The following is a 25,235-nucleotide window of genomic DNA, read 5'->3' on the forward strand; positions in this document are numbered from 1 at the left end:
CTGCTTCACGCCGGGAAAACCCGGGCATGCTCCGCGTCACAGTGAATCATTCCCCGGACAGCCCTGCGCTTTCGCGGGGAATGACAGCAGCCACTTGCCAGCTCAGTTGCCCCACACTTCCTTCGCGATCTCGACCGCGAGGCCGAGCTTGGCCCATTGCTCTTCCTCGGAGAGGATGTTGCCCTCTTCCGTCGAGGCAAAGCCGCATTGCGGAGAGAGCGCGAGCTGCTCCAGCGGGGCGAACTTCGAGGCTTCCTCGAGACGGCGCTTGATGTCGTCCTTCTTCTCGAGCTCGCCGAACTTCGAGGTGATGACGCCGACCACGACGACCTTGTTGCCCTTGGGCAGGAAACGCAGCGGCTCGAAGCCGCCGGCGCGGTCGGAGTCGTATTCGAGGAAATAGCCGTCGTAATTGGTGCCAGCGAGCATGGTCTCGGCCACCGGCTCGTAGCCGCCCGAGGAAATCCAGGTCGAGCGGAAATTGCCGCGACAGACGTGGGTCGTCACCACCATGTCGGCGGGCTTCTCGGCCAGCGCATAGTTGATGATGCGCGCATAGATCTGCTGCAGTCCGTCCGGATTGTCGCCGCGCTCGCGCGCCTTCTGCAATTCGTCCTGCGAGCAGAGATAGGCCCACACGGTGTCGTCGAACTGGAGATAGCGGCAGCCGGCGTCGTAGAACGCTTTCACCGCCTTGCGATAGGTCTTGCCGAGGTCCTCGTAGAAGGCGTCGAGATCGGGATAGACGTCCTTGGAGATCGACTTGCGGCCGCCGCGGAAGTGCAGCACCGCCGGCGAAGGTATCGTCATCTTGGCAGTGACGTGGGCCTGATCCGCCACCTTCTTCAGGAAGCGGAAATGGTCGAGCATCGGATGGTTGTCGGGGAAGTCGAGCTTGTCGATCACCCGCACCGCGTCGTGGCGGGTCTGCACGCCTGCGAACTGGATGCCGGCGTCAGGATGAAACAGCTCGCAGCCGGTGAGCTTGGCGAGGAAGTCGAAATGCCACCAGGAGCGGCGGAATTCGCCGTCGGTCGCGAGCTTCAAGCCGACCGAGGCCTGCTTGTGCACGACCTTCTCGATCTCCATGTCCTCGATCTTGCGCAGATCGTCGGCGGAGATCTCGCCCTTCTCGAGACGACTGCGGGCTTCCTTGATCTTGGCCGGACGCAGGAGGCTGCCGACCTCGTCGGCGCGGAAGGGGGCTTTGGTTCGCTGCATGTCTTACTCCCTGGAGATTTTAGTCTAGTGGGCCGCCGCCCCGGCGACGCCGAGATGGCGTTCCAGGACCGATGGGTCGGCCCTCAGTGCGGCGCTCGGGGCGTCGTGGACGATCGTTCCGCGCTCCAATATCACAACGCGGTCGGCCAGCCCCAGAATCTTTTGGGCATTCTGCTCGACGATGATCGAGCAGATGCCGCCCGCGCGGGTGATGGCGCCGATCGCCTTTAAGAGCTCCTCGACGATGATGGGGGCAAGACCCTCGGTCGGCTCGTCCAGCAGCAGCACTTTCGGGTTCAGGGTCAGCGCGCGGCCGATCGCCAGCATCTGTTGCTCGCCGCCGGAGAGCTGGTTGCCGAAGTTGCTGCGTCGCTCCTTCAGCCGCGGGAACATCTCGTACACCTTCTCGACCGTCCAGGGGCCGGGCTGGGCCACCGCGGTCATGTTCTCCTCGACGGTGAGCGAGCGGAAGATATTGCGCTCCTGCGGCACCCAGCCGATGCCGGCGCGCGCCCGCTGGTCGGGCCGGAGCGAAGTGACATCCGTGCCGGCGAGCGCGACGGTGCCGGAGAAGCGGCGAGTGACGCCGACGATGGAGTTGATCAGCGTGGTCTTGCCGGTGCCGTTACGGCCCAGCAGCGCGAGCACCTGCCCCTCGGCGAGGCGCAAGCTCATCTTCGGCAACACCACGGCCTCGCCATAGCCGGCGCGCAGGGAATCGATCGCGAGCAGGTCAGACATTGACCGCCTCCTCGCCGAGATAGACTGCCTTGACCTGCGGATCGCGCGCGACCTGTTCGGGCGGGCCCTCGGTCAGCAGCGCGCCGGAAACCAGCACCGAGATGCGGTCGGCAAAGGAAAAGACGAGGTCCATGTCGTGCTCGATCAGCAGCACGGTGACGTCGCGCGGCAGCGCGCCGACCACGGCCAGAATGTCATGCCGCTCGCTCTCGGGGACGCCAGCGGCTGGCTCGTCGAGCAGCAGCACGCGCGGCTTGGCCGCGATCGCCACCGCAATCTCGAGCAGGCGCTGCTTGCCGTAAGGCAGCGTCACGGTCTCTTCGTTCATGACGTCGAGCAGATGGAAGCGCGTCAGGAGATCGGCGATCTCGCCGTTGACGTCGCTGCGCGTCCCCATCCGCCGCCACCAGTCGCCGCCATGGCCGAGGCGCTCGGAGACGGCGAGGCCGATGGTCTCGAGCGGGGTGAGATCGGGATAGAGCTGGTTGATCTGGAACGTGCGCGACAGACCGCGCAGCACGCGCTTGTGCACGGGCAGATCGGTGATGTCCTGGCCTTCGAGCAGGATGCGGCCCGAATTCGGCTTCAGCACACCCGTGAGCTGGTTGATGACCGTGGTCTTGCCGGCACCATTCGGGCCGATCAGCGCGTGGCGGGCGCCCTGCTCGATCTTCAAGGACAGGTCGCGGGTGACGCGCAAGCCGCCAAACTGCTTTTCGAGGTTTTGGGTTTCGAGCGCGATGGTCATGAATCGCTCTCCGGCACGGCGACGACCGCTTTGCGGCCCGCGACCTGCTTGATGACCAGGTTCGGCACATAGAGCACCCAGCGATGCAGGCGCTGGCGGCCGACCAGCACGATCACGACCAGCACGAGGCCGATCCAGAACTGCCAGTATTGCGGGGTGATGGTCGAGAACAATTCCTGGAGCATGCGGAAGATCACCGCGCCGATCAACCCGCCGTAGAGGTAGCCGGTGCCGCCGATGACGAGGACCAGCATGAGGTCGGCGGAGCGCTCGAAGGCGAAGACGTCGAGCGAGGCGATCGCCGTGGTCTGGGTAAACAGCGCCCCCGCAATGCCGGCATAGAACGCCGCCAGCGTGTAGATCGCGATCAGGCGGCGGTTGACGGGGATACCGATGGCGGCGGCGCGCAGCGGATTGTTCTTGATGGCGCGCAGCGACAGGCCGAACGGCGAATGCACGACGCGGCGGGCGAACAGGAACAGCAGGAACAGGACAGTCAGCGAATAGAAGAAGCCGGCCTTGCCGAACATGTCGAACGGGATCTGGCCGAGGATCGGCTGCATCTCGATGCCCTGCAGGCCGTCGGTGCCGCCGGTGATGTTGGAGAAGCGTTCGGCGAGCGCTTCGAGCAGCAGCGCGATGCCGAGCGTCACCATCAGGCGCGTCAGGTCGACGCCGCGGATCACCAGGAAGCTGGTGGCAAAGCCGAGCACCATCGCGGCAAGGCCTGCGACGACAAGCGCGAGCACGGGCTCGTTGATGATGCCGTGGAGCGCGAGCAGCCCCGCCGCGTAGGCGCCGACGCCGAAGAAAGCGGCATGGCCGAGCGAGACGATGCCGGCATAGCCGAGGATCAGATCGAGCGACATCGTGAACAGCGCAAGGCGCAGGATGTCGGTCATGATCAGATAACGCGAGGGAAATGCGAAGCCGCAGGCCAGCACGACCAGCCAGAAGGCGACCTCGCCAAAGTGCCAGCGCGCCTGGCGCTGGGCGGAATGACCGACGTCGGAAGCAGCGCTCATCGGCGAACTCAACGCGCGGCCGTGCGGCCGAACAGGCCGTTCGGGCGCCAGATCAGGATCACGATCATCATGGTATAGATCACGAAGGGTCCCATCTTCGGCACGTAGTATTTGCCGGCGACGTCGCCGATGCCGAGCAGGAGCGAGGCCAGGAACGGGCCGGTGATCGAGGAGGAGCCGCCGACGGTGACCACGATCAGGAAGTAGATCATGAACTTCAGCGGAAAATACGGATCGAGGCCGAGGATCTCGGCGCTCAGCGCGCCGCCGAGGCCGGCGAGCCCGCAACCGAAGGCAAAGGTGAAGGCAAACACCTGCGGCACGTTGATGCCGAGCCCGCTCGCCGCGCGCGGATCATCGACAGCGGCGCGCAAGCGGCTGCCGAAGCGGGTTTTGGCCAGCACCAGCTGCAGGCCGATCGTGAGCAGGCCGCAGATCACGATGATCATCAGCCGGTAGCGGCCGATGCCGACGCCGAACAGGTCGAACTGGCCCTGAAGCGCGGCAGGCAGGTTGATGAAGACCCGCGAGGAACCCTGGATGTAGTCGACGGCCGCGACCGACATGAAGGTCAGGCCGATGGTGAACAGCACCTGGTCGAGATGGCTGCGCGCGTAGAGATGGCGGTAGAGCGTGCGCTCGAGCACGATGCCGATCGCCGCGGACGAGACGAAGGCGAGCGGCAGCGCGGCGAAGAACGGCCAGCCCATCCGGTTGACCAGCACCATGCAGACATAGCCGCCGGCCATGGCGAAGGCACCATGGGCGAGATTGACGAAATTCATCAGGCCGAGCGTGACTGCGAGCCCGCAGGCGAGCACGAACAGCAGCATGCCGTAGGCGACGCCATCGAACAAATTGGTGAGGATTGCGGTCATCGAGGGTTGATCGGTCCTGGTAGGCGTTCGTCATTCCGGGGCAGCGAATGCACCGCCCCCGGAATGACGCTTCAACAACTTCGAGATCCCGGGTTCGCGCTAATGCGCGCCCCGGGACGACGCGCTTTCGTGCGTCACTTCTTGGTCTTGCCGAGATCCTTGACGGCTTCGAACGTTGCGAACTCGACATTGTAGAGCTCGCCGTCGACCTTCTCCACCTTGCGGATGTAGATGTTCTGCACGATGTCGCGGGTCTCGGGGTCGATCGAGATCGGGCCGCGCGGGCTCTCCCACTTCTGGCCCTTCATCGCCTCGATCAGCTTGTCGCCGTTGGTGTCGCCACCGGTCTTCTTCAGCGCTTCGTAGATCAGGTGGATGCCGTCATAGCCGCTCACCGCCATGAAGCCCGGACGATTACCGAAGGCCTTCTTGTAGGCGGCGACGAAGTCCTTGTTCATCTGCGAGGGGTGCGCCGCCGAGTAGAGATGCGCGGTGACCGTGCCGAGCACGGCGTCGCCCATGTTGTTGAGCAGGTCGTCGTCGGTGACGTCGCCCGGCCCGATCACCTTGATGCCGGCCTTGTCGAGACCACGCTCGGCATATTGCTTCATGAAGTTGCCGCCCTGGCCGGCCGGCACGAACACGAAGATCGCGTCGGGCTTGGCGTCCTTCATGCGCTGCAGGAACGGCGCGAAATCGGGATTGGCGAGCGGGGTCTTGACCTCTTCGACGACCTCGCCGCCACCCGCGGTGAAGTTCTGCTTGAAGAAGTTCAGCGCGTCATTGCCCGGCGCGTAGTCCGAGGTCAGCGTCGCCACCTTCTTGATGCCGTTCTTCACCGCCCAGTCGCCGATGATGGTCGAGGACTGCGCCAGCGTGAAACTGGTGCGCACGATATAGGGCGAGCGCTCGGTGATGATCGAGGTTCCCGCCGCCATCACGACTTCGGGGATCTTGGCCTGCGTGGCCAGCGGCGCGGCCGCGAGCGCGGCCGGCGTCACGCCGAAGCCGGCGATGAAGTTGACCTTGTCGTTGACGATCAGCTCCTGCGCGGCGGTCTTGGTCTTGTCCGGAATCGCAGCGTCGTCCTTGAGGATGATCTCGATTTTCTTGCCGGCGACCGTGTCGCCCTTCTGCTGCATATAGAGCTTGATCGCGTTCTCGATCTGCTTGCCGGTCGAGGCCTGGCCGCCGGTCATCGGCAGGATCAGGCCGACCTTCACACTGTCCTCGGCCTTGGCGGGCGCGACGGCCGCGAGGCTTGCGATAGCGGCCGCCACAGCGGTCCGCGAAAAGATCTTGCGTTCGAACATCAGATGTCCCTCCCCTTCATTCCTGACCTGTTGTGCCTGGACCGAGTACCCGGTCCTTGCCGCGCTCTAATCTACGGACAAGCCATGCCGCACGGCCACATGGCGTCCTCTGTAACCCCGTTGTCAATCGGACGTTGGGCGACCATTCGGCGCAAGCCGCACGGTCACCTCGACAGCAGCCAGGACGAGATTTGTACGATCGTACAAATAAAATGGTCTTGTCAACGAAAATCCCTGCGCGGCCTGCCCGCAGGTTTTCCGATGCGCCACTTTAGGAAGCCCCACGGCGGAGTGGATGGATAATTCCGCCTCTCATTTGCAGAATCTGAACATTCCAGGACGCGTCGCCGTCAGAAGCACCGCAGCGCCCGCGAATTCCCCGTCCTGCTGAGTACGTATTGTATACATTATCAGCAAGAAGACATCGTTCAAGGGCCGATATACCCTACTATATTACCCTAATGTATACAGAATTTTCCACCCTCGAATAGGCCAATTTTACATATTGAGGATTAGAGTCCGCCCTTGGCGCCCATCCCGGGCACACCTCACCCGACCCGCGCCCGATCGGGCACGATCCAGAAGATGCCCATGCGTTTCCGTTCGCTTTCGATCGCTGCCGTCGTCGCCTTGCTGGCCCTTACAGGCTGCGGCACGGTCAACGAAAAACTTTCCGCCGGCATGGGCGACTCCATCCCGCAATGGGCCGGCGGCCTGCCGGCCGACGCCCCGCCGCGGCCGGGCACGCCGCAATACGATGCCTACATGAAGGAACGCGAACGCAAGCGGCTGCTGCCGGCGGCGGATCGCGAGAAGGAAGAGCAGGCGCAGAAGGGTGCGACGGGACCGACGTCCGCCGGCGCGGTGCGTTAAGGGAGCAAATGGCGAACCGGGGAGTGGCGAATGTCGCCACCCGTTCCATTCGCTACTCGCCACTCGCTAATCCACGAACACCACGGTCTTGCGGCCGTTGAGAATGACGCGGTCATCGAGATGGTAGCGGATCGCGCGGGCGAGCACGCGGCGCTCGATGTCGCGGCCCTTGCGAACGAGATCCTCGGGCGTGTCGCGATGGCTGATGCGCTCGACGTCCTGGTCGATGATCGGGCCTTCGTCGAGGTCGCGCGTGACATAATGCGCGGTGGCGCCGATCAGCTTGACGCCACGTTCATGCGCCTGATGATAGGGTTTTGCGCCCTTGAAGCCCGGCAGGAACGAGTGGTGGATGTTGATGCAGCGGCCCGAGAGCTTGGCCGACAGATCGTCCGACAGGATCTGCATGTAGCGGGCGAGCACGACGAGATCGGTCTTCGTCTTGGCGACGAGGTCCACGATCTGCGCCTCCTGCTCGCGCTTGGTTTCCCTGGTGACCGGCAGGTGGTGGAACGGGATGTCACCAAAATCGAGCCCGGCATAGACCTCGCGCGGATGGTTGGAGACGATGCCAGTCAGCATCATCGGCAATTCGCCGGTGCGCCAGCGATAGAGGATGTCGACCAGGCAGTGGTCGGACTTCGACACCAGCAGCATCACCTTGCGATGCGCGGCGCGGTCGCGCATCTGCCATTCCATGCCGAAGCGCTCGGCGATCGCCGCAAAGCCGGTCTGCAGCGCCGACAGTTCCACGGCAAGGTCGGCCGCGGCGAACACCACCCGCATGAAGAACTTGTTGGTCTCGATGTCGTCGAACTGCTGGGCGTCGAGAATGTTTTGTCCGTTGTGGGCGAGGAACGTCGACACCGCCGAGACGATGCCGGGCCGATCCGGACAGGACAAGGTCAGGACATATTGATGATCGGGCATGTTGATGAACAGGCTGGCTCTTGATGAAGGTTTGTGCAGCGGAACGATCCGCGATTTGCACCTGCTCTAGCACCGACGCGACCCTTGCGCCAATCCCGGGCCAAGAGTCAGGATGAACGGACGATTGCGATTTATACCGGAGCATCCCCATGGCCGACCGCTTGAACGGCACCCGCATCCTGATCCTGGAAACGCGCGAGGAAGCGCAGTTTTCCAAGCTTCTGGCCGAACAAGGCGCCGAGGTCGTGCAATGCCCGATGTTCACCATCCAGGATGCGCCCGACCCCACTCCGGTCGAGGCCTGGATCTGCCGCGCCATTGACGAGCCCCTCGACGATCTCGTGCTGATGACCGGCGAAGGCCTGCGGCGGATCATGAAGCTTGCGCGCGCCCGCGGGCTCGATGCCGCCCTCGTCGCCGCGCTCGTCAAGACGCGGAAATTCACCCGCGGCCCAAAGCCCGGCAAGGCGCTGCGCGAGGTCGGTCTGGACGCCCAGCAGATGACCGAGAAGCCGACCACCGAGGGTGTGATCGAGATGCTGGGCAAGCTGGACCTGAAGGGCCGCCGCCTCGGCCTTCAGCTCTATCCCGACAAGGACCACAGCGCGCTGACCGGCGCGCTCGCCGCGCAAGGCGCCGCGGTCGATACCGTGCTGCCCTATGCCTACGATCCCAGGGCAGCGGACGCCAACATCGTCGCTGCGATCGACGACATGGCCGCGGGGCGGATCGATGCGCTTGCACTGACCAATCTCGGCCAGGTCCGCCGCCTGATCGAGGCGGCGAAGGCGCATGGCAGCGAGGCCAAGCTCCGCGCCGGTCTCGAACAGACGCTGATCGCGTCGGTTGGCCCGGCGGTGTCAGGCGAACTTGCGGCGCACGGCCTGCGCACCGACGTCTCACCGGCGGAAGACGCCTATTTCATGCGCCCGCTGATCTCGGCGATGGCCGCGGCTCTCGCGGAGCGGAAGCCGGCGGCGACCAGATAGGAGCTGAGCGCGGGAGCGGCATGCGGCGACTTTGATTGACAGCCGCGTCGTCGGCCCTACCTTGCCGGAAATGAAAAGAAACCACACGGGGCAAGGAATCGCCGTGACACGAGCCATCGCGCCTTGAGCACAGCCTTACGACCGTCTGCGCTCGCGCCGTTCCGCATCCGCAATTACCGCTTTCAATGGCCGTCGGATCTGCTCACCTCCTGGGCGTTCGAGGTCGAGACGCTCGTGCTCGGCTGGTACATCATGGTCGAGACCGGCTCGGTGCTGCTGCTGACCGTGCTGGCCTCGCTGCAGTTCGTCGGGACCCTGGTCGCGCCGGTGTTCGGCATGATCGGCGACCGGATGGGCCACCGCGACCTCCTGGTCGTGATGCGCCTTGCCTATACGGTGCTGTCGTCGACCATCATGGTTCTGGCGCTGAGCGGTCATCTGTCGCCGCTGAGCGTCATGATCATCGTCGCGATCATGGGCCTGATCCGCCCCTCGGATCTCGGCGTCCGAGGCGCGCTGCTCGCCGAGATCATGCCGGCCGAACAGCTGGTGGGTGCCATCAGCGTTGCGCGCACGACCCAGGACAGCGCGCGCATCGCCGGCGCGTTGACCGGCGCCGGGCTGTTCGCCGTCCTCGGCATCGGCTTCGTCTATGTGGCGATCGCCTGCCTCTACTTCACGGCCGCGCTTCTCATGCTTTGCCTGACCCGGCCGACAAGAACCGTCACCACGAGCGATCTTCCCGCGAACAGCCACGCCATCTCGCGGCTGTTCGGCGACCTCAAGGAGGGCATCGTCTACGCCTGGAACGGCCCGGGAATGCGCGCGGCGCTGTGCGTCGCGTTCCTCGCCAACCTCACCGCATTTCCCTTCACCGGCGGACTTCTGCCTTACATCGCGCGGGAGATCTTCCAGACCGACCAGACCGGCCTCGGCTATCTCTCGGCGAGCTTCGCCGTCGGCTCGCTGATCGGCTCCATCACGCTGAGCCTCGTCAGCGGACTGCGCATTGCGCGGCTTCTGATCGGCGCGACACTGGCCTGGTACGCCATGCTGCTGATCTTCGTCGAAGTCAGGACCATGCCGGTGGCCATGTCCTGTCTCGTTCTCGCCGGTATCGCGCAGAGCATGTCGATGATCTCGGCGGCCGTGATCCTGATGCGGACGGCGAGTGCGCATCTGCGCGGCCGCGTCATGGGCGTGCGCATGATGGTGATCTATGGCCTGCCGCTCGGATTGCTCGCCGCCGGCAGCCTGATCGACGTCATCGGCTATTCCGCGACAGGCTCGCTCTATGCCGCCTTGGGCATCATCGCGATGCTGGCGATCGCGATCCGCTGGCGGGCCGACCTCTGGCCATCTCACGCCCCCGCCAATGCGCGGTGACGGCTATTCCTTATCCCCGTACCCGCGCAGCCGCTCGATATCGAGGATCGTGACGCCGCCGTATTCGAGCCGCAGCAATCCCTCCTTCTCCAGCCGGTTCAGCGCGCGGTTGGCGTTCTGGCGGGACATGCCGGAGAGCGCACCGATCTCCTCCTGGGTGATCTCCAGATGCGCGGTCGATTCCGGATAGAGGATCGGGTTGAACAGCGAGGCGATGCTGCGGGCGAGGCGCGCGGTGGCATCCAGCGTGCGGTTGACCTCGAGCATGCCGATGAACTGGCCGAGCCGTTCGTTGAGCTGGCGCACCAGAAAGCGGTTGAAGCCGACGCTGTTCTCGAACAGCCACATGAAGGCGCTGCGTTCCATCAGTGCGACGCGGCTGTCGCGCAGCGCGACAACGTCATAGCGGCGCGGCTCGTTCTTGAGCACGCTGCCCTCGCCGAACCAGGCTCCCGCCGTCAGCCCGGCCAGACTGGTCTCCTTGCCGTCCCGCGAAACCCCTCCCATGCGCGCGAGGCCGCCCACCATCCCGGCCCAATAGGCAAACGTGTCACCCCGCATAAACACGGTCTCGCCGGTGCCGTAGGACCGCTCCGTGATTCCGGCGCGTGCGACCTCGATCTCCGCCTGCGTGAGCTCGCGCGACCAAGCCGCGACGCGCCTCAGATGATCTTCTGAAATCATGATGTCGCGGCCAGCCGCACCGTTTCGTCACTCCACCTTCTGCTGCATTGCAGCATGATAATTCCGGCCGCCATCCGACGAAAGATGAAGACCGCGGCCGCCCGGCAAACTTTGTCGCAGAATTGTCAGCCGGGAGACATTTCAAAATAGCGCTTTCCCCTATTGAGGACCACCTCGGGCGATGCGGCTTTTGATCCCTGACGGGAACGAGAGTGGCGCGGCTCCGGTCGAGACCATCTGCTGCATGGCCTCACCGGCACCGCCGTACTAGGATCGCCGGGCAGGAACGGACGAAGAGCGCCGCTAAAAAGCGCCATCACCGGGAGGGATTCGTTTGGTGGCTACCAGTCTTGAAGTGCGCGGCGTGTCCTTGCGATTCGGCGGCGTCCGGGCGCTGACCGATGTCGGCTTCGCCATCAGGGAGGGCGAGCTGTTCTCGATCATCGGTCCCAACGGCGCCGGCAAGACCTCGATCGTGAACTGTATTTCCGGTCGCTACAAGCCGACCGAAGGCCAGCTGTTCTACCAGGGCCGCGACATCACCGGCCTGACGCCGAACGCGCGGGCCTCGCTCGGCATCGGCCGCACCTTCCAGAATCTTGCGCTGTTCCACCACATGAGCGTGCTCGACAACATCATGGTCGGGCGCCATCATCTCTTGAAGAACAACTTCCTCACCGGCTCGCTGTACTGGCTCACCGGCGCGCGCAAGGAAGAGCTCGAGCACCGCCGCAAGGTCGAGGAGATCATCGACTTCCTCGACCTCCAGTCGGTGCGGAAGGCCACCGCCGGCACTCTCTCCTACGGCCTGCGCAAGCGCGTCGAGCTCGCCCGCGCCATGGCGCTGGAGCCGCGTCTCATCCTCCTCGACGAGCCGATGGCCGGCATGAACTTCGAGGAGAAGGAGGACATGGCCCGCTACATCGTCGACCTCAACGAGGAGTTCGGGATGACGGTGGTGATGATCGAGCACGACATGGGCGTGGTGATGGACATCTCCCACCGCGTCATGGTGCTGGATTTCGGCAAGAAGATCGCCGAAGGCGATCCGGCCACGGTGCTCGCCGATCCCCATGTCAAGCGCGCCTATCTTGGCGAAGAAGACGAAGTGCTGGTCGATCCGGATGACGCTGCACCCGCGCAGGAGAGCGCGGCATGATGGATTACGCAGGACGCGTCGCCCAGGCCGACACCTATCCCAAGATGCTCCGGCTCAACGCCAAGGAGCACGGCAACGAAATCGCATTGCGCGAGAAGGATCTCGGGCTCTGGCGACTATTCACCTGGAACGACTATCAGGCCCGCGTGCGCGACTTCGCGCTCGGTCTCGTCGAAATGGGCCTTGGCCGCGGCGACGTCGTCGGCATCATCGGCGACAACCGGCCGGACTGGGTCGCGGCGGAAGTGGCGACGCACGCCATCGGCGGCCTCAGCCTCGGACTTTATCGCGACGTGCTCGACGAGGAGGCCTCCTATCTCCTCAACTATGGCGAGGCGCAGCTCGTCTTCGCCGAGGACGAGGAGCAGGTCGACAAGCTGCTCACCCTCGCCGACCGCGTCCCGAAGCTGAAGCACATCATCTATTCCGATCCGCGCGGCATGCGAAAATACGACGACCCCAGGCTGATGTCGGCGGAAAAATTCGCCGAGCTCGGCCGCGCGCGGGCCACCCGGGAGCCGGAGCTTTACGACGGACTGGTCGATGCCACCAAGGGCGAGGACGTCGCGATCCTCTGCACGACGTCGGGCACCACCTCTCATCCCAAGCTCGCGATGCTCGCCGCCGGCCGCGTGCTCGGCCATTGTGCGACCTATCTCGCCTTCGACCCCAAGGGTCCGGACGACGAATATGTCTCGGTACTGCCGCTGCCCTGGATCATGGAACAGGTCTACGTGCTCGGCAAAGGTCTGCTGTGCCGGATGAAGGTCAACTTCGTCGAAGAGCCCGACACGATGATGAACGATCTGCGCGAGATCGCGCCGACCTTCGTGCTCTTTGCCCCAAGGGTCTGGGAATCCATCGCCGCCGACGTCCGCGCCAAAGTGATGGACGCCACGCCCTTGAAGCAACGCATGTTCGATGTCGGCATGAAGTCGGGTCTGGCCGCACTCGCGCAGGGCAAGCGCTCGGGCCTTGCCGACGCGATCCTGTTCCGCGCCCTGCGCGACCGGCTCGGTTTCACCCGCCTGCGCTCGGCCGCCACCGGCGGCGCGGCGCTCGGCCCCGAGACCTTCAAGTTCTTCCAGGCCATGGGCGTGCCGCTGCGCACGCTATACGGCCAGACCGAGCTGCTGGGAGCCTACACGCTGCACCCCGAGGGCAAGGTCGATCCCGACACCACCGGCGTTCCGATGGCCGACAGCGTCGAGATCCGTATCGACAATGCCGACGTTCACGGCGTCGGCGAGATCGTGGTGCGGCATCCCAACATGTTCCTGGGCTACTACAAGAACCCGGAAGCGAGCGTCGCCGACATCAAGGACGGCTGGATGCTGTCGGGCGACGCCGGCTATTTCAACGCCAACCAGCAGCTCGTCGTCATCGACCGCATCAAGGACCTCGCCGAGACCTCGCGCGGCGAGCGCTTCTCGCCGCAATTCATCGAGAACAAGCTGAAGTTCTCGCCCTATATCGCGGAGGCCGTCGTGCTGGGCGCGGGCCGCGATGCGCTCGCGGCGATGATCTGCATCCGCTACTCCATCATTTCGAAATGGGCGGAGAAGAACCGCCTCTCCTTCACCACCTACAGCGACCTCGCCTCGCGGCCCGAGGTCTATGCGCTGCTCCAGAAGGAGGTCGAGACCGTCAACGCCACGCTGCCGCCGGCCCAGCGCATCTCGCGCTTCCTGCTGCTCTACAAGGAGCTGGACGCAGACGACGGCGAGCTCACCCGCACGCGAAAAGTACGCCGCGCCGTCATCAACGAGAAGTACGAAGGCATCATCGACGCCATCTACCGCGGCGATGCCGACATCCCCGTCGACACCGTGATCCGCTTCCAGGACGGCACCACCCAGCGCGTGCGGACGACGCTGCGTGTGGTCGATCTCGGCGGGCACGGGCACATGGCGGAGGCGGCGGAGTGATGCAGTCTATAGCCGCGGACGCCGCTGCCGCCTCGCATGCGGGAGCTCCCCCTCACCCGCCGCGCGCTGCGCGTCGGCCTCTCCCCGCAAGCGGGGAGAGGCGAAAGGTCCACCATACATGAACACCGCCTTCCTCATCCAGCTCCTGGTCAACGGCCTCGTGGTCGGCACGCTCTATGGCGTGGTCGCGATGTCGTTCGTGCTGATCTACAAGGCGACGCAGGTCGTCAATTTCGCGCAAGGCGAGTTGCTGCTGGTCGGCGCCTGGGTGTGCTGGGCGCTGCTGGCGAAGTACCAGGTGCCGTTCTGGATCGGCATGCCGCTGACGCTGGTGTTCATGTTCGTGTTCGGCATTGCGATCCAGGTCCTCATCCTGCGGCCGATGATCGGCGAGCCCATTATTTCCGTCATCATGGTGACGATCGGCCTGTCCACGGTGCTGCAGGCGACGCTGAAATGGATGTTCGGCGTCAATCCGCAGCCGTTCCCGCGCGTGTTCGAGAGCCAGTCGGTCAGCCTGCTCGGCCTTCAGATCCAGACCGTCTACGTCATGAGCCTCGTGGTCTCCGTCGCCATGATGATCGGCATGGCCTGGTTCTTCCGCGCCTCCAAATACGGCCTTGCGATGCGCGCCACTGCGTTCAACCAGCAGGTCGCGCAGTCGCTCGGCATTTCCGTAAAGAGCGTGTTCGCGATGGCCTGGGCGATCTCGGCGACGGTGTCGGCGGTCGCGGGCGTCGTCGTCGCCGTCGTCAACGGCGTGTCCTCGGGCCTTGCGGCCTACGGCATCAAGGTGTTTCCGGCGGCGATCCTCGGCGGGCTCGACTCCGTCGGCGGCGCCGTGCTCGGCGGCATCATCATCGGCCTGCTCGAGAACGTCGCGCAATATATCGACAGCGAGTACCTGCACTGGGGCAATCTCTACGAGATCGCGCCGTTCTACGTCCTCATCATCGTGCTGATGATCAAGCCCTACGGCCTGTTCGGCACCCACGACATCGAACGGATCTGACCCATGGCCGGCCCTGCCCTCATTCCCGCTGGTGATTTCCGCACCTCCTACGCGGCCGACACCACGATCTTCCCGACGACGACGAGCCGCAACTTCGCGATTCTGGGCGTCGCGCTGCTCTGCCTCGCACCGCAATTCTTCAGCGGCTACTGGCTCAGCATCCTGATCCAGATCGGCATCTTCTCGATCGCGGCGCTTGGCCTCAACATCCTGGTCGGCTTCACCGGGCAGATCTCGATCGGGCACGCTGCATTCTTCCTGCTCGGCGCCTTCACCTCGGCCTACATTTCCAACAACGCGCCGATTCCGGTGTTCTTCGCGATCCCGCTCGCTGGCGTCATCACCGCACTGGTCGGCCTGATCTTCGGCATTCCGGCGGCGCGGCTGAAGGGGCTCTATCTCGTCATCGCGACCCTGGCCGCGCAATACATCCTGCTCGATTTCTTCTCCCGCGCGGAGTGGTTCACCGGCGGCTCGGTGCCGGCGAGCGCGAATCCGTTCTCGATCTTCGGCTATGCGCTGCGCGGCGATAAGCAGTATTTCTACGTCGTGCTGGCCTATGTCCTGCTCTGTTACATCCTCGTCACCAATCTGATGCGCACGCGCGATGGCCGCGCGCTGGTGGCGATCCGCGATCATTATCTCTCCGCCGAGATCATGGGCATCAACCTGACGAAGTACCGCACGCTGTCGTTCGGACTCGCCGCCTTCTTCGCGGGCATCGCCGGCGCGCTCTACGCGCACTATCAGCTCGTGGTGTCGCAGGAGGGTTTCGGCATCGAACGCTCGATCCTGTTCCTGGCCATGATCATCATCGGCGGCACCGGCTCGGTGATGGGCACGCTGATGGGCACCGCCTTCGTGGTGCTGCTGCCGGAGTCCATGGAATTCATCAGCCTGTACCTGAAGGGCGGCGCGATCGACAAGGCGCTGTCGCTCAACACCAACATCACCTTCCTGCGCGAGATCGCGATCGGGGTGATCATCATCGCGTTCCTGATGTTCGAGCCTGACGGGCTCGCGCATCGCTGGCGGCAGATCAAGGCGTACTGGAAACTCTACCCGTTCTCGCATTGAGCGCGGGCAACCAACTTCACTTAAACAATAAACAGGAGGACCCGACCCATGACGATGAAGTCCCTTTTGAGCACCGCATCGCTCGCGATCGCGATCGCCGCATTTTCGACCGGCGCGCAGGCGCAGATCGCGATCGGCCATCTCGCCGACTATTCCGGCGGCACCTCCGACGTCGGCACGCCCTATGGCCAGGCCGTCGCCGACACCTTCGCCTGGGTCAACAAGAACGGCGGCGTCGGTGGCAAGCAACTCAACGTCGACACCAACGACTATGGCTACCAGGTGCCGCGCGCGATCGCGCTGTACAAGAAGTGGTCGGCACCGGACAGCAAGGTCGCTGCGATCATGGGCTGGGGCACCGCCGATACCGAGGCTCTGACCGGCTTCCTCGCCCAGGACAAGATCCCCGACATGTCCGGCTCCTATGCCGCAGCGCTGACCGATCCGGAAGGCACGAGCGGCAAGGCCAAGCCAGCGCCTTACAACTTCTTCTATGGCCCGAGCTATTCGGACTCGCTGCGCGCGATGCTGATGTGGGCCGCCGAGGACTGGAAGGCCAAGGGCAAGTCCGGCAAGCCGAAATTCGTGCACATGGGCGCCAACCACCCCTATCCGAACGCACCGAAGGCCGCCGGTGAGGCCATGGCGCAGGAGCTCGGCTTCGAAGTGCTGCCGCCGCTGGTGTTCGCGCTGGCGCCGGGCGACTACAGCGCCCAGTGCCTGAGCCTGAAATCGTCGGGAGCCAACTACGCCTATCTCGGCAACACCGCCGCCTCCAACATCTCGGTGATGAAGGCCTGCAAGACCGCCGGCGTCGAAATCCAGTTCATGGGCAATGTCTGGGGCATGGACGAGAACGCCGCCAAGACGGCGGGCGACGCCGCCAACGGCGTGATCTTCCCCTTGCGCACCGCGGTGAGCTGGGGCGGCGATGCACCCGGCATGAAGACGGTGATGGAAATTTCCAAGATGTCCGACGCCAGCGGCAAGGTCTATCGTCCCGTGCACTACGTCGCGGCCGTCTGCTCGGCGCTGTACATGAAGGAAGCGATCGACTGGGCCGTCAAGAACGGCGGCGCCACCGGTGAGAACGTCGCGAAGGGCTTCTACCAGAAGAAGGATTGGGTGCCGGCCGGAATGGAAGGCGTCTGCAACCCCTCGACCTGGACCGACAAGGACCATCGCGGCACGCTGAAGGTCGATCTCTATCGCACCAAAATCTCGGGCGCGACCGACGGCGACCTCAACGACCTCATGGCCAAGGGCACGATCAAGCTCGAGAAGGTCAAGACCGTCGAGCTGCCGCGCAAGCCGGAATTGCTGGGCTGGTGAGCTCAGCTTTCGCCACACGCACAACTGTCATCCCCCGCCTTGTGCGCATTGCGCACTGGAGCGGGGGGTCCAGTACGCCGCGGCCTCTCGGGGAACGACGGGCGTCGCTGGAATACTGGGTCACCCGCCTACGCGGGTGACGACAGCGGAGAATGAAGGCGCATGACCCAGACCACAGAAGCTGTTCGAACCACCCCCACCGTCGTCCCGGCGCCGCCCCTCCTCGCCGTGCGCAACATCGAGGTGGTCTATGACGACGTCATCCTGGTGCTGCGCGGGCTCAGCCTCGACGTGCCCAAGGGCGCGATCGTGGCACTGCTGGGCGCCAACGGCGCCGGCAAGTCGACGACGCTGAAGGCGATCTCGGGGCTGCTCAAGACCGAGGACGGCGAGGTCACGCGCGGCGAGATCCTGTTCGAGGGCGAGCCCATCAACGGCATCGATCCCGACAAGATCGTCCGCCGCGGCATCTTCCAGGTCATGGAGGGCCGGCGCATCGTCGCCGACATGACGTCGCTGGAGAACCTCAAGCTCGGCGCCTTCACCCGCAGGGACCGCGAGGTCGATTCCGACCTGGACATGGTCTTCAACTATTTCCCGCGCCTGAAGGAGCGCACCGGCCTTGCCGGCTATCTCTCCGGCGGCGAGCAGCAGATGCTCGCGATCGGCCGCGCGCTGATGGCGCGCCCGAAGATGATCCTGATGGACGAGCCGTCGATGGGCCTGTCGCCGCTGCTGGTGAAAGAGGTGTTCTCGATCATCCAGAAGATCAACCGGGACCTCGGCGTCACCATCCTCCTGGTGGAGCAGAACGCGCGCGCCGCACTGTCGGTGGCGAGCCACGGCTACATCATGGAGCAGGGCAAGGTCGTGCTCGACGGCACCGCCGACGAACTGCGCGACAACGAGGACGTCAAGGAATTCTATCTCGGCGGCGCCGGCGACCAGCGCAAGAGTTTCAAGAACCTCAAGAGCTTCAAGCGGCGCAAGCGGTGGTTGTGAGATTCAACTCAGCACCTGCTCCGCTTCCGTGACCGCGCAGAGAACATGATAGAACGACGACGCAGGAATGGTGTCGACCAGCGATTTGCCGTCGCGATCGAACTGGTCGTACCAGCCGCCCCGCACGGGATGGCTGAGATAATGCCGTTCGAGCCGCACCAGCGCTGCGCGCGCCTCGTCGGCCGCGCCCGCTTCGCCGGATTCGGCCTGCGCGATCCACGCTTTCGCAATCTCGGTCTGCGGCCACAGCCGGCGCGTGTGACGGCGGATGTTGCCGCTGTCGTCCCCCTCGTCGATCAGGCAGCCCGTGGCCTCGTCGCGATAGCGCAGCGCGGTCGCGAGCAACTCGGCCCGCCGCTGTCCGGTCGGACAGCCCGTGATGCGTTCGAACCCCTTCAAGAGCCAGACCCATTCCGCCTGATGGCCGGGCTCGACGCTGACCGGCTCGATCTTCGACCAGTCCTCTTCGAAATACTCGCTGAGCACGCACTTCCGCTTGTCATAGAGGTTGGCGAGGAACAGCGCGAAGAACTCCCCGGCACGGTTCTGGAACGACAGATCGTGGGTCGCCTCGAAACACGCGATCATCGCCTCGAACAAATGCATGTGCGGGTTCTGCCGACGCGGCAGCGAAACCGGAAGGCCTTCGTGCACGCCCCCGTGCGGCGAGCGGAGATGGCCGTCGAGAAAGGCGAGCAGCGCGTCGATCTCGGCGCGGATCCGCGCGTCCTGGTTGAGCGCGTAGACGGTCGCGAGGGCAAACAGAATGAAGGCATGGTCGTAGGCATCGCGCCGGCCGTCCAGCACCGTGCCCTCCGGCGTCAGCCGGTGCACATAGCCGGGCCGGCCGTCGGGCCCTTTGGCCTTGGCCAGCAGATATTCCAATCCCTTCAGCGCGATGGCGCGCCCCTCGGGATACCAGCCCATCTGCGCCGCCTTGGCGTAACAATAGATCTGGCGGGCCTGCACGAACACGCGCCGCGGCGCGGCGATATCCGCAGTACCGTCGCGGTGCAGCCGGTCCATGAAGCCGCCGGCGGCCTGATCCCAGCCGACGGTCGACCACAGCGGCAGCGCATCGTCGATCATGCGGCGCTTCAGGCGCGCGACGACATCTGCAGCCTCATTTGCCGCAATGTTTCCTACGTCCGCCATCGGGTCCTCTCCAGGCCTTGCCTATGGCGGTCTGATAGCCATGCCGGTGGCGGCGCGCAACGGATGCCAACACGGAAAGAACAGCCATGACCGCCCATTACGACGCCCGCGAGACGCGCGAGCCAGCAGCGCGCGAGGCCGATCTGTTCTCCCGCCTGCCGGAGGTGTTGCGCGCAGCGACGGCAGCCCCGGCCTATGCCGAGCGGCTGAGAGGTTTCGATCCCGCCGCCGTGACCTCCAGAGCGGCGCTGGCGGGCCTGCCGGTGCTGCGCAAGTCGGAACTGCCCGCCCTGCACAAGGCCTCCGCGCCCTTCGGAGGCTTCGTGGCGGCGGCCCCCGGCTCGTTCGCCCGCCTCTTCACCTCTCCCGGCCCGATCTTCGAGCCGGAGGGGCGACAGACCGACCCCTGGCGCGGTGCGCGGGCGCTGTTCGCGGCCGGGTTCCGCCCGGACGATATCGTCCTCAATACCTTCAGCTACCATCTCACCCCCGGCGGCTTCATCTTCGATGCGTCGGCACGTGCGCTCGGCTGCGCCGTGATCCCGGCAGGGCCCGGCAATACCGAGCAGCAGTTCGAGCTGATCGAGGCCTACCGCCCGGTCGGTTATAGTGGCACGCCGGACTTCCTGAAGATATTGCTCGATGCCGCGGCGGGCTCGGGCCGCGACGTTTCCTCGATCAAGCGCGCCCTGGTCTCGGGCGCGGCCTTCCCGCCCTCGCTCCAGGCCGAGATAAAGGCGCGCGGCATCGACGCCTACCAGGCCTTCGGCACTGCCGATCTCGGCCTCATCGCCTTCGAGACGGAAGCGCGCGAGGGCATGGTCGTGAACGAGGATCTGATCCTGGAGATCGTCAAGCCCGGCACCGGCGATCCCGTCGCGCCGGGCGACGTCGGCGAGATCGTGGTGACCTCGCTCGATCCGCACCATCCCTGGATCCGGCTCGCACTCGGCGACCTCACCGCGGCACTATCAGGCACGAGCCCCTGCGGGCGCACCAATATGCGCATCAAGGGCTGGATGGGCCGCGCCGACCAGACCACCAAGGTCAAGGGCATGTTCATCCGCCCCGAGCAGATTGCCGAGATCGGCAACCGCCATGCCGCGCTCGGACGACTACGCCTCGTCGTCACCCGTCATGGCGAGAGCGATGCGATGACGCTGAAGGCGGAAACGGCCGCTGCGAGCGAGGCGTTGCGCGAAGAGATCGCCGGCACCCTGCGCGCCGTGACGAAGCTCGGCGGAGCCGTCGAGCTGGTCAGCCCCGGCGTGCTGCCCAACGACGGCAAGGTGATCGCGGACGAGCGGTAGTCGACCTGGCTTAGGTAACAGCGAATATTCGCAAAAGCTGAGCCCCATTGAGCCGTAGATCTGCGCAAAAACCCCGAGATTTCCGGGACTTGTGCGCCACTGGCGAGAGGCGGGATGGAAAATAACAGGGAATACCAAACTGCGATCAGCGAATTCTTCCTCAAAGAAAAGCGAATATATCGAGCCGAAGCAGGGAAGCTTTCCGGCAACCACGGGGTGAGCGCGCACGACGCCCCGCTGATCTCCCCTTAGCCGGAAGCAGCTGAGCAGGAGGGTGGCCAAGCTGAATCGCTTGGGGCCCTTCTTGCGGCGATTGTGGACCAGCGCTTGTCACGGCCTTGTGATGGATTCCGAAAATCCAATAGGACGCCTCTACATTCGCCAATTGGACTCGCCCGCTCCCCCCATAGCCCTCCGAATCCGCAATATCGGATTTTGAGCGTTTACCAACGCGGCGCGCCGCTCTCTGCTGCGGCTCCATTCTCCGCTAGCGTCTTCGCACCCGCGACTTCAAGGAGACCGACATGAGCATTTCATTCGACGAGCAGCCGCAGCAGCTTCGCAACGATCCGCCATGGTTCGTCCGGCACGAGCCTCCCGCCACAAAGCGTCGCGGTCGGCCCCGCAACAACCCGGCCTTGGAGGACTTTACGCTCGAGCAGGTCGACCGGATCTATCCGTGGCTGTGCAGGCGGCTCAAGGCACGCCACGTGGCGAAGCGGCGCACCGCCGATCATAAGGCTCTCAGCGAGCGCGCTTACGGGCTGTTGACCGATTGGGTGAGAGAGCGCTTTCCGAACATCCATTGGACGACCCTCCGCAATAAACACACCTTTTGGAAGCGCGGGCACCTTCATGGCGAGGAATGCTGCACCAATTCCGAGGACTTCGACGCCGAGATTGAGCGACAGTTTCCACATCCTTCAGTGGCCCACTGTAACCGCTGATTTTCGTGAGCGAATTCTGCCGTCGATCGTGAAAGGACTTCTCCTGGAGCAATCCCGCTCCAAACGAACTTTAATCCAGGAGAAGTCCGTTGCAGATTGAACGCCTATCAATCGACGCGTTAAAGCCTTACGCCGGAAATGCCCGCACCCATTCGCCGAAGCAGATCAAGCAGATCGCAAAGAGCATCGAACGGTTCGGGTTTAACAATCCCATTCTGATCGATGATGACGGTCAGGTGATAGCAGGTCATGGCCGTCTCGCGGCGGCAATCCTGCTGAACCTTGAGACGGCGCCCTGTGTACGCCTTTCGCATCTGAGCGAGACCGACAAGCGGGCCTATGTTCTTACCGACAACCGCCTTGCTGAAAAGGCTGGCTGGGATAACGCGATTCTCGCGATCGAGCTTAAGCAGCTCGCCGAGGTCGGATTCGACATCGATTTGACGGGGTTTGAAGCCGCCGAGGTCGATTGCATTATCGAAAACTTCGACGAGGACTCCGAGCAGCCGGAAAACCGGATTCCGGAGCGCGGCGAGGGTCCACCCGTGAGCCGTCTCGGAGATACCTGGCACCTCGGTAAGCACGTCCTCATCTGTGGCGACGCAACGTATCCCACAGTCTACCGCAATCTCCTCGACCGCGAGCGGGCCGACTTCATTTTCACGGACCCACCGTACAATGTCCGGATCGGGGGCAATGTATCAGGGCTTGGCGCCATCAAGCATCGTGAATTTGCCATGGCGTCGGGTGAGATGAGCGAGGAGGAGTTCACCACGTTCCTCTCAAAGATCTTTCGGCTGCTCTGCTACTACTCTAAGGACGGCTCAATTCATCAGATTTGCATGGACTGGCGGCATATGCGGGAAATGCTGCTCGCAGGGGACCGGTATTATGCCGAGCTTAAGAACCTCTGCATCTGGAACAAGAGCAATGCCGGGATGGGATCGTTCTATCGCTCCAAGCACGAGCTCGTGTTCGTCTGGAAGAACGGGTCTGCCGCGCATACGAACACCTTTGAACTTGGTCAGCACGGCCGGTATCGGACCAACGTTTGGGACTATGAGGGGGCAACGAGCATGAGGGCCGGCCGCATGGAAGAGCTGCAGCTGCACCCGACGGTGAAGCCCGTCGCCATGGTGGCTGACGCCATCAAGGACTGCTCCAAGCGTGGCCAGATCGTGCTTGATCCCTTCTGCGGCAGCGGAACCATTCTGATTGCGGCGGAGAAGACTGGTCGCTGTGCCCGGGCGATCGAGCTTGATCCCGGCTATGTCGACGTCGCGGTGCGGCGTTGGGAGCAGTACACGGGAAAGAAGGCTTCGCTCTATCCCATGCAGGAGACCTTTGAAGAGCTTGCGGAGATTCGTGCGGCTTGACTGCCTATCCCTTCCAAAGAGCTTGTCTCGCTTCGGGGCCGCCCCCGATTGCTACCGCTGCCTTTCCGCAATTGTCGTGAGCGCTAAGCCGCCTCTGACGTGTTACGTCTCGTCCAAACATCCAAGCCCGCGCGATAAAACATGGATCAGCACAGCCATTCGGACGCACTTTCGGCGCTTGAGCGGACTTCGTCGGAGTATGCGGTTGGGTACAAGCGTCCACCCAGGCATGCGCAATTCGCTAAGGGAACATCTGGCAATCCCAAGGGGCGCCCGAAGCGGCCCGAAGGCATCAACCTCAAGGAGCTGTTCGATGGGGTCCAACACACGAAAGACGGGATTGCGATCTCGCGACGAGAACTCATCGTCCGGCGAATCTTGAAAGACGCGATGGCGGGGAATCCACGCGAGTTTAAGAAGTTCCTTGATTTGCTGGAACGCACCGGGCTGATCCTGCGAGCAACCGCTAGGAACACGGGTCCCATCATTGTAAAGCCCGTGAGGGCCGATGTTTCCAACCCTTGATCCCCCATACACCCGGTAGGACGACTAGCAAAAAATTGATAGATCAGAAGAACGAGCCCCCAATGACCCCAGCAAAAGCGAGGCGTCGCCGCTCCGGCCGCGTCTCTGCCGAGAACGCGGCTGACAGCGTGATCGCCATCTTCAAGCGGCTTGCAATGGAGCCCGTGAAGGTTCCCATGAACGGCCGGCAGCAAAAAGTGCCGCTAGCCGAGGCTATCATCCTGAAGAACCACATTGCAGCTCTTCAGGGTGACAAGAATGCTCAGACCAACATGTGGCGCCTTGTCGAACGAAGCGGAGAGCTAGTCGATCAAAATGACCCCGCGACGGCCGGTAAGCCAATCGTCGTTCCAGAGAAGGTCTGGAATACCGAGGAGCTCCTGGAGCAATACGGTGTCGGTATTGTCCAGAGTAGGTCTCCCCGAACAACCTGACGAGGAGCTCGTCCACCCCGCTCGAGACCGAAAAACATGCTTTTCCAAGATCGCGGTGCATAGGGCGATGCGACTTCTGCCCGCTGCTGTCCCCACGCGTATGCCGGCTGACCTTTGAGCCCAGATCCGGCAGTCGCGCCCCTGGCTCGCCACCGAACCAGAAGTAGCGTTCGAAAGCCAAGGTGTGCTGATCGACCTCCAACCAGATAACGCAAGCACTCGGCTTCTCAATCAACCTGGTGCTCACGGTCACATGACGGACGCTTGAGCCTGAAAAGGTCGACTTCAGCTGAACATGCCGGACGATGCCATTGGCTTCCAGCACGATGTCATAACCCCCTCGATCGACCTCGCTCTTGAGCACGTCTATGTCGTGGCGACCCTGCTGCCAGCGTGCGGCCATGAGCTCCCCAAGCAGAAGGTGAAAGAGCGCCTGCTCCCGGACGCTGGAGGCACGGGTGTGAAGCGCAACGGGATTGTGATTCAGTTCGGCTAACATAGCGAGACTCCTCGGGTTAGGTCATACGCCGCAGTTGCGCTCCACAGGCCGCACAAGTCCAGCTCAACCGCGCTCCGTGCCATTCAGCTTCGCATCTCAGAGTTAATGCTATCCTGTTTTGGGATAATCCCGATCTGGGATCAAATTGACTGCTGCCGAATCGAAACTTGCCCGGCGGCCATGGAAAAATCCCTCAAATCCGCCGAATATGCCCGGCTCATCACCCTCCTAGTCGCAGTGCGGCACAAAGCGGGTGTGCGGCAGCAAGCCCTGGCCAAAAAGCTCCGCAAACCGCAATCCTTCGTCGCAAAATATGAGGGCGGCGAGCGTCGTCTCGATGTCATCGAGTTCATCGCCATAGCCGACGCACTTGGGGCCGACCCCATCAGGCTATTGCGTCGGTTCTTGCAAAACAGGACGCGCTAGACGGTCTTCGCAGATTCTTCCAAGGCCTACTTCGAGGTCGGGCTCGTTCGCGCACGCCTTAGCCTCGCTCATCGCTCGAAAGATTGATCGAGATCGGCTGGACTTCTCGCCGGATCGGAGCGTGAATGGCTCATGCAACCCCGGACCGCCTTCACGATGCTGCTGTGCCGCTCGGCCGGATGGTTGCGGCGGGCCGGTAGCACCAGGCTACATCCCGTCGCAGGCTCCGCGACAAGTGCGATGCCATCGAGAAGGACTATCTTGA

General features: G+C 63.7%; 25 protein-coding genes. 16 read left to right on the forward strand and 9 right to left on the reverse strand.

The genetic code is table 11. The features are described 5' to 3' along the window. Positions 1-102: 102 nt before the first annotated feature. The 6 genes from CO669_RS33315 to CO669_RS33340 all read right to left on the reverse strand — a co-directional run bounded on the left by CO669_RS33315 (position 103) and on the right by CO669_RS33340 (position 5,926). Entirely contained in the window at positions 103-1,221 is a 1,119-nt protein-coding gene (locus CO669_RS33315; protein WP_097666672.1) for a cobalamin-independent methionine synthase II family protein, read from the reverse strand. Between the two features lie 24 nt (positions 1,222-1,245). Continuing rightward, on the reverse strand, positions 1,246-1,962 hold the full coding sequence (locus CO669_RS33320; protein WP_097666674.1) for an ABC transporter ATP-binding protein: 717 nt from the start codon (positions 1,960-1,962) through the stop codon (positions 1,246-1,248). Next, positions 1,955-2,710 carry an ABC transporter ATP-binding protein gene (locus CO669_RS33325; protein ID WP_011088691.1) on the reverse strand — a complete coding sequence of 252 codons (756 nt, stop codon included), beginning with the start codon at positions 2,708-2,710 and terminating at the stop codon, positions 1,955-1,957. Before CO669_RS33325 ends, CO669_RS33320 begins: the two co-directional genes overlap by 8 nt. Next, positions 2,707-3,735 (reverse strand): branched-chain amino acid ABC transporter permease, encoded by a 1,029-nt coding sequence (locus CO669_RS33330; RefSeq protein WP_097666676.1) that lies wholly within the window; start codon positions 3,733-3,735, stop codon positions 2,707-2,709. Before CO669_RS33330 ends, CO669_RS33325 begins: the two co-directional genes overlap by 4 nt. Positions 3,736-3,743: 8 nt before the next feature. Then, positions 3,744-4,613 carry a branched-chain amino acid ABC transporter permease gene (locus CO669_RS33335; protein WP_097666678.1) on the reverse strand — a complete coding sequence of 290 codons (870 nt, stop codon included), beginning with the start codon at positions 4,611-4,613 and terminating at the stop codon, positions 3,744-3,746. Positions 4,614-4,747: 134 nt separating this feature from the next. Further along, the gene (locus CO669_RS33340) at positions 4,748-5,926 is read right to left on the reverse strand and encodes an ABC transporter substrate-binding protein (protein WP_097666681.1); all 1,179 of its coding nucleotides are present in this window, start codon (positions 5,924-5,926) and stop codon (positions 4,748-4,750) included. 585 nt (positions 5,927-6,511) lie between these two features. Here CO669_RS33340 and CO669_RS33345 point away from each other — a divergent pair. After that, positions 6,512-6,799, forward strand: coding sequence for a hypothetical protein (locus tag CO669_RS33345; protein WP_097666683.1), 288 nt, complete (start codon positions 6,512-6,514; stop codon positions 6,797-6,799). A gap of 66 nt (positions 6,800-6,865) precedes the next feature. Here CO669_RS33345 and purU read toward each other — a convergent pair whose 3' ends face one another. Further along, on the reverse strand, positions 6,866-7,729 hold the full coding sequence (purU, locus tag CO669_RS33350) for a formyltetrahydrofolate deformylase (protein ID WP_097666685.1): 864 nt from the start codon (positions 7,727-7,729) through the stop codon (positions 6,866-6,868). A 149-nt stretch (positions 7,730-7,878) separates the two neighbouring features. Here purU and CO669_RS33355 point away from each other — a divergent pair, with 149 nt between their 5' ends. Both CO669_RS33355 and CO669_RS33360 read left to right on the forward strand, forming a co-directional pair. Next, a complete protein-coding gene (locus tag CO669_RS33355) occupies positions 7,879-8,718 on the forward strand; it encodes a uroporphyrinogen-III synthase (protein ID WP_097666687.1) in 840 nt (279 codons plus the stop codon). Between the two features lie 123 nt (positions 8,719-8,841). Next, positions 8,842-10,104 (forward strand): MFS transporter, encoded by a 1,263-nt coding sequence (locus CO669_RS33360; RefSeq protein WP_097666689.1) that lies wholly within the window; start codon positions 8,842-8,844, stop codon positions 10,102-10,104. A 3-nt stretch (positions 10,105-10,107) separates the two neighbouring features. Here the strand turns inward: CO669_RS33360 and CO669_RS33365 are convergent, their stop codons facing one another. After that, positions 10,108-10,788, reverse strand: a complete 681-nt coding sequence (locus tag CO669_RS33365; protein ID WP_097666691.1) for a Crp/Fnr family transcriptional regulator — start codon at positions 10,786-10,788, stop codon at positions 10,108-10,110. Positions 10,789-11,125: 337 nt separating this feature from the next. On the opposite strand from CO669_RS33365, the gene CO669_RS33370 reads away from it, so the two are divergent. From CO669_RS33370 to CO669_RS33400, 6 genes are all read left to right on the forward strand, one after another. Continuing rightward, complete coding sequence (locus CO669_RS33370; protein WP_097666787.1) at positions 11,126-11,947, forward strand: ABC transporter ATP-binding protein; 822 nt, start codon at positions 11,126-11,128, stop codon at positions 11,945-11,947. Next, on the forward strand, positions 11,944-13,875 hold the full coding sequence (locus CO669_RS33375; protein ID WP_097666693.1) for a long-chain fatty acid--CoA ligase: 1,932 nt from the start codon (positions 11,944-11,946) through the stop codon (positions 13,873-13,875). Before CO669_RS33370 ends, CO669_RS33375 begins: the two co-directional genes overlap by 4 nt. A 118-nt stretch (positions 13,876-13,993) precedes the next feature. Continuing rightward, entirely contained in the window at positions 13,994-14,887 is an 894-nt protein-coding gene (locus CO669_RS33385) for a branched-chain amino acid ABC transporter permease (protein ID WP_097666695.1), read from the forward strand. 3 nt (positions 14,888-14,890) lie between these two features. Beyond that, on the forward strand, positions 14,891-15,964 hold the full coding sequence (locus CO669_RS33390) for a branched-chain amino acid ABC transporter permease (RefSeq protein WP_097666697.1): 1,074 nt from the start codon (positions 14,891-14,893) through the stop codon (positions 15,962-15,964). 48 nt (positions 15,965-16,012) lie between these two features. Further along, positions 16,013-17,296: an ABC transporter substrate-binding protein gene (locus CO669_RS33395; protein ID WP_097666699.1), complete on the forward strand. Its 1,284-nt coding sequence runs from the start codon at positions 16,013-16,015 to the stop codon at positions 17,294-17,296. 162 nt (positions 17,297-17,458) lie between these two features. Beyond that, positions 17,459-18,298: an ABC transporter ATP-binding protein gene (locus CO669_RS33400; protein WP_097666701.1), complete on the forward strand. Its 840-nt coding sequence runs from the start codon at positions 17,459-17,461 to the stop codon at positions 18,296-18,298. Between the two features lie 3 nt (positions 18,299-18,301). On the opposite strand, the gene CO669_RS33405 is transcribed toward CO669_RS33400, so the two are convergent. Continuing rightward, positions 18,302-19,453: an AGE family epimerase/isomerase gene (locus CO669_RS33405; RefSeq protein ID WP_097666703.1), complete on the reverse strand. Its 1,152-nt coding sequence runs from the start codon at positions 19,451-19,453 to the stop codon at positions 18,302-18,304. A gap of 86 nt (positions 19,454-19,539) precedes the next feature. On the opposite strand from CO669_RS33405, the gene CO669_RS33410 reads away from it, so the two are divergent. From CO669_RS33410 to CO669_RS33440, 7 genes are all read left to right on the forward strand, one after another. Next, positions 19,540-20,763, forward strand: a complete 1,224-nt coding sequence (locus tag CO669_RS33410; RefSeq protein WP_097666705.1) for a phenylacetate--CoA ligase family protein — start codon at positions 19,540-19,542, stop codon at positions 20,761-20,763. Positions 20,764-21,287: 524 nt separating this feature from the next. Continuing rightward, complete coding sequence (locus tag CO669_RS33415; RefSeq protein ID WP_097666707.1) at positions 21,288-21,710, forward strand: hypothetical protein; 423 nt, start codon at positions 21,288-21,290, stop codon at positions 21,708-21,710. Positions 21,711-21,799: 89 nt separating this feature from the next. Next, positions 21,800-23,086, forward strand: a complete 1,287-nt coding sequence (locus CO669_RS33420) for a site-specific DNA-methyltransferase (RefSeq protein ID WP_097666709.1) — start codon at positions 21,800-21,802, stop codon at positions 23,084-23,086. A 141-nt stretch (positions 23,087-23,227) separates the two neighbouring features. Then, positions 23,228-23,611 (forward strand): DUF5681 domain-containing protein, encoded by a 384-nt coding sequence (locus CO669_RS33425; RefSeq protein WP_097666711.1) that lies wholly within the window; start codon positions 23,228-23,230, stop codon positions 23,609-23,611. A 62-nt stretch (positions 23,612-23,673) separates the two neighbouring features. After that, complete coding sequence (locus CO669_RS33430) at positions 23,674-24,045, forward strand: hypothetical protein (RefSeq protein WP_097666713.1); 372 nt, start codon at positions 23,674-23,676, stop codon at positions 24,043-24,045. Between the two features lie 295 nt (positions 24,046-24,340). Further along, on the forward strand, positions 24,341-24,541 hold the full coding sequence (locus CO669_RS33435) for a hypothetical protein (protein WP_097666715.1): 201 nt from the start codon (positions 24,341-24,343) through the stop codon (positions 24,539-24,541). A 183-nt stretch (positions 24,542-24,724) separates the two neighbouring features. Further along, positions 24,725-24,970: a helix-turn-helix domain-containing protein gene (locus CO669_RS33440; protein WP_097666717.1), complete on the forward strand. Its 246-nt coding sequence runs from the start codon at positions 24,725-24,727 to the stop codon at positions 24,968-24,970. Positions 24,971-25,235 lie beyond the last annotated feature (265 nt).

Source organism: Bradyrhizobium sp. Y36 (genome assembly GCF_002531575.1).
GTDB lineage: Bacteria > Pseudomonadota > Alphaproteobacteria > Rhizobiales > Xanthobacteraceae > Bradyrhizobium.

Bases quoted from the DNA above. Each gene is read 5' to 3' on its own strand.
- CO669_RS33315 (WP_097666672.1), bottom strand. From the start codon at position 1,221: ATGCAGCGAACCAAAGCCCCCTTCCGCGCCGACGAGGTCGGCAGCCTC.
- CO669_RS33320 (WP_097666674.1), bottom strand. From the start codon at position 1,962: ATGTCTGACCTGCTCGCGATCGATTCCCTGCGCGCCGGCTATGGCGAG.
- CO669_RS33325 (WP_011088691.1), bottom strand. From the start codon at position 2,710: ATGACCATCGCGCTCGAAACCCAAAACCTCGAAAAGCAGTTTGGCGGC.
- CO669_RS33330 (WP_097666676.1), bottom strand. From the start codon at position 3,735: ATGAGCGCTGCTTCCGACGTCGGTCATTCCGCCCAGCGCCAGGCGCGC.
- CO669_RS33335 (WP_097666678.1), bottom strand. From the start codon at position 4,613: ATGACCGCAATCCTCACCAATTTGTTCGATGGCGTCGCCTACGGCATG.
- CO669_RS33340 (WP_097666681.1), bottom strand. From the start codon at position 5,926: ATGTTCGAACGCAAGATCTTTTCGCGGACCGCTGTGGCGGCCGCTATC.
- CO669_RS33345 (WP_097666683.1), top strand. From the start codon at position 6,512: ATGCCCATGCGTTTCCGTTCGCTTTCGATCGCTGCCGTCGTCGCCTTG.
- purU (WP_097666685.1), bottom strand. From the start codon at position 7,729: ATGCCCGATCATCAATATGTCCTGACCTTGTCCTGTCCGGATCGGCCC.
- CO669_RS33355 (WP_097666687.1), top strand. From the start codon at position 7,879: ATGGCCGACCGCTTGAACGGCACCCGCATCCTGATCCTGGAAACGCGC.
- CO669_RS33365 (WP_097666691.1), bottom strand. From the start codon at position 10,788: ATGATTTCAGAAGATCATCTGAGGCGCGTCGCGGCTTGGTCGCGCGAG.
- CO669_RS33375 (WP_097666693.1), top strand. From the start codon at position 11,944: ATGATGGATTACGCAGGACGCGTCGCCCAGGCCGACACCTATCCCAAG.
- CO669_RS33385 (WP_097666695.1), top strand. From the start codon at position 13,994: ATGAACACCGCCTTCCTCATCCAGCTCCTGGTCAACGGCCTCGTGGTC.
- CO669_RS33390 (WP_097666697.1), top strand. From the start codon at position 14,891: ATGGCCGGCCCTGCCCTCATTCCCGCTGGTGATTTCCGCACCTCCTAC.
- CO669_RS33395 (WP_097666699.1), top strand. From the start codon at position 16,013: ATGACGATGAAGTCCCTTTTGAGCACCGCATCGCTCGCGATCGCGATC.
- CO669_RS33400 (WP_097666701.1), top strand. From the start codon at position 17,459: ATGACCCAGACCACAGAAGCTGTTCGAACCACCCCCACCGTCGTCCCG.
- CO669_RS33405 (WP_097666703.1), bottom strand. From the start codon at position 19,453: ATGGCGGACGTAGGAAACATTGCGGCAAATGAGGCTGCAGATGTCGTC.
- CO669_RS33410 (WP_097666705.1), top strand. From the start codon at position 19,540: ATGACCGCCCATTACGACGCCCGCGAGACGCGCGAGCCAGCAGCGCGC.
- CO669_RS33415 (WP_097666707.1), top strand. From the start codon at position 21,288: ATGAGCATTTCATTCGACGAGCAGCCGCAGCAGCTTCGCAACGATCCG.
- CO669_RS33425 (WP_097666711.1), top strand. From the start codon at position 23,228: ATGGATCAGCACAGCCATTCGGACGCACTTTCGGCGCTTGAGCGGACT.
- CO669_RS33430 (WP_097666713.1), top strand. From the start codon at position 23,674: ATGACCCCAGCAAAAGCGAGGCGTCGCCGCTCCGGCCGCGTCTCTGCC.
- CO669_RS33435 (WP_097666715.1), top strand. From the start codon at position 24,341: ATGCCGGACGATGCCATTGGCTTCCAGCACGATGTCATAACCCCCTCG.
- CO669_RS33440 (WP_097666717.1), top strand. From the start codon at position 24,725: ATGGAAAAATCCCTCAAATCCGCCGAATATGCCCGGCTCATCACCCTC.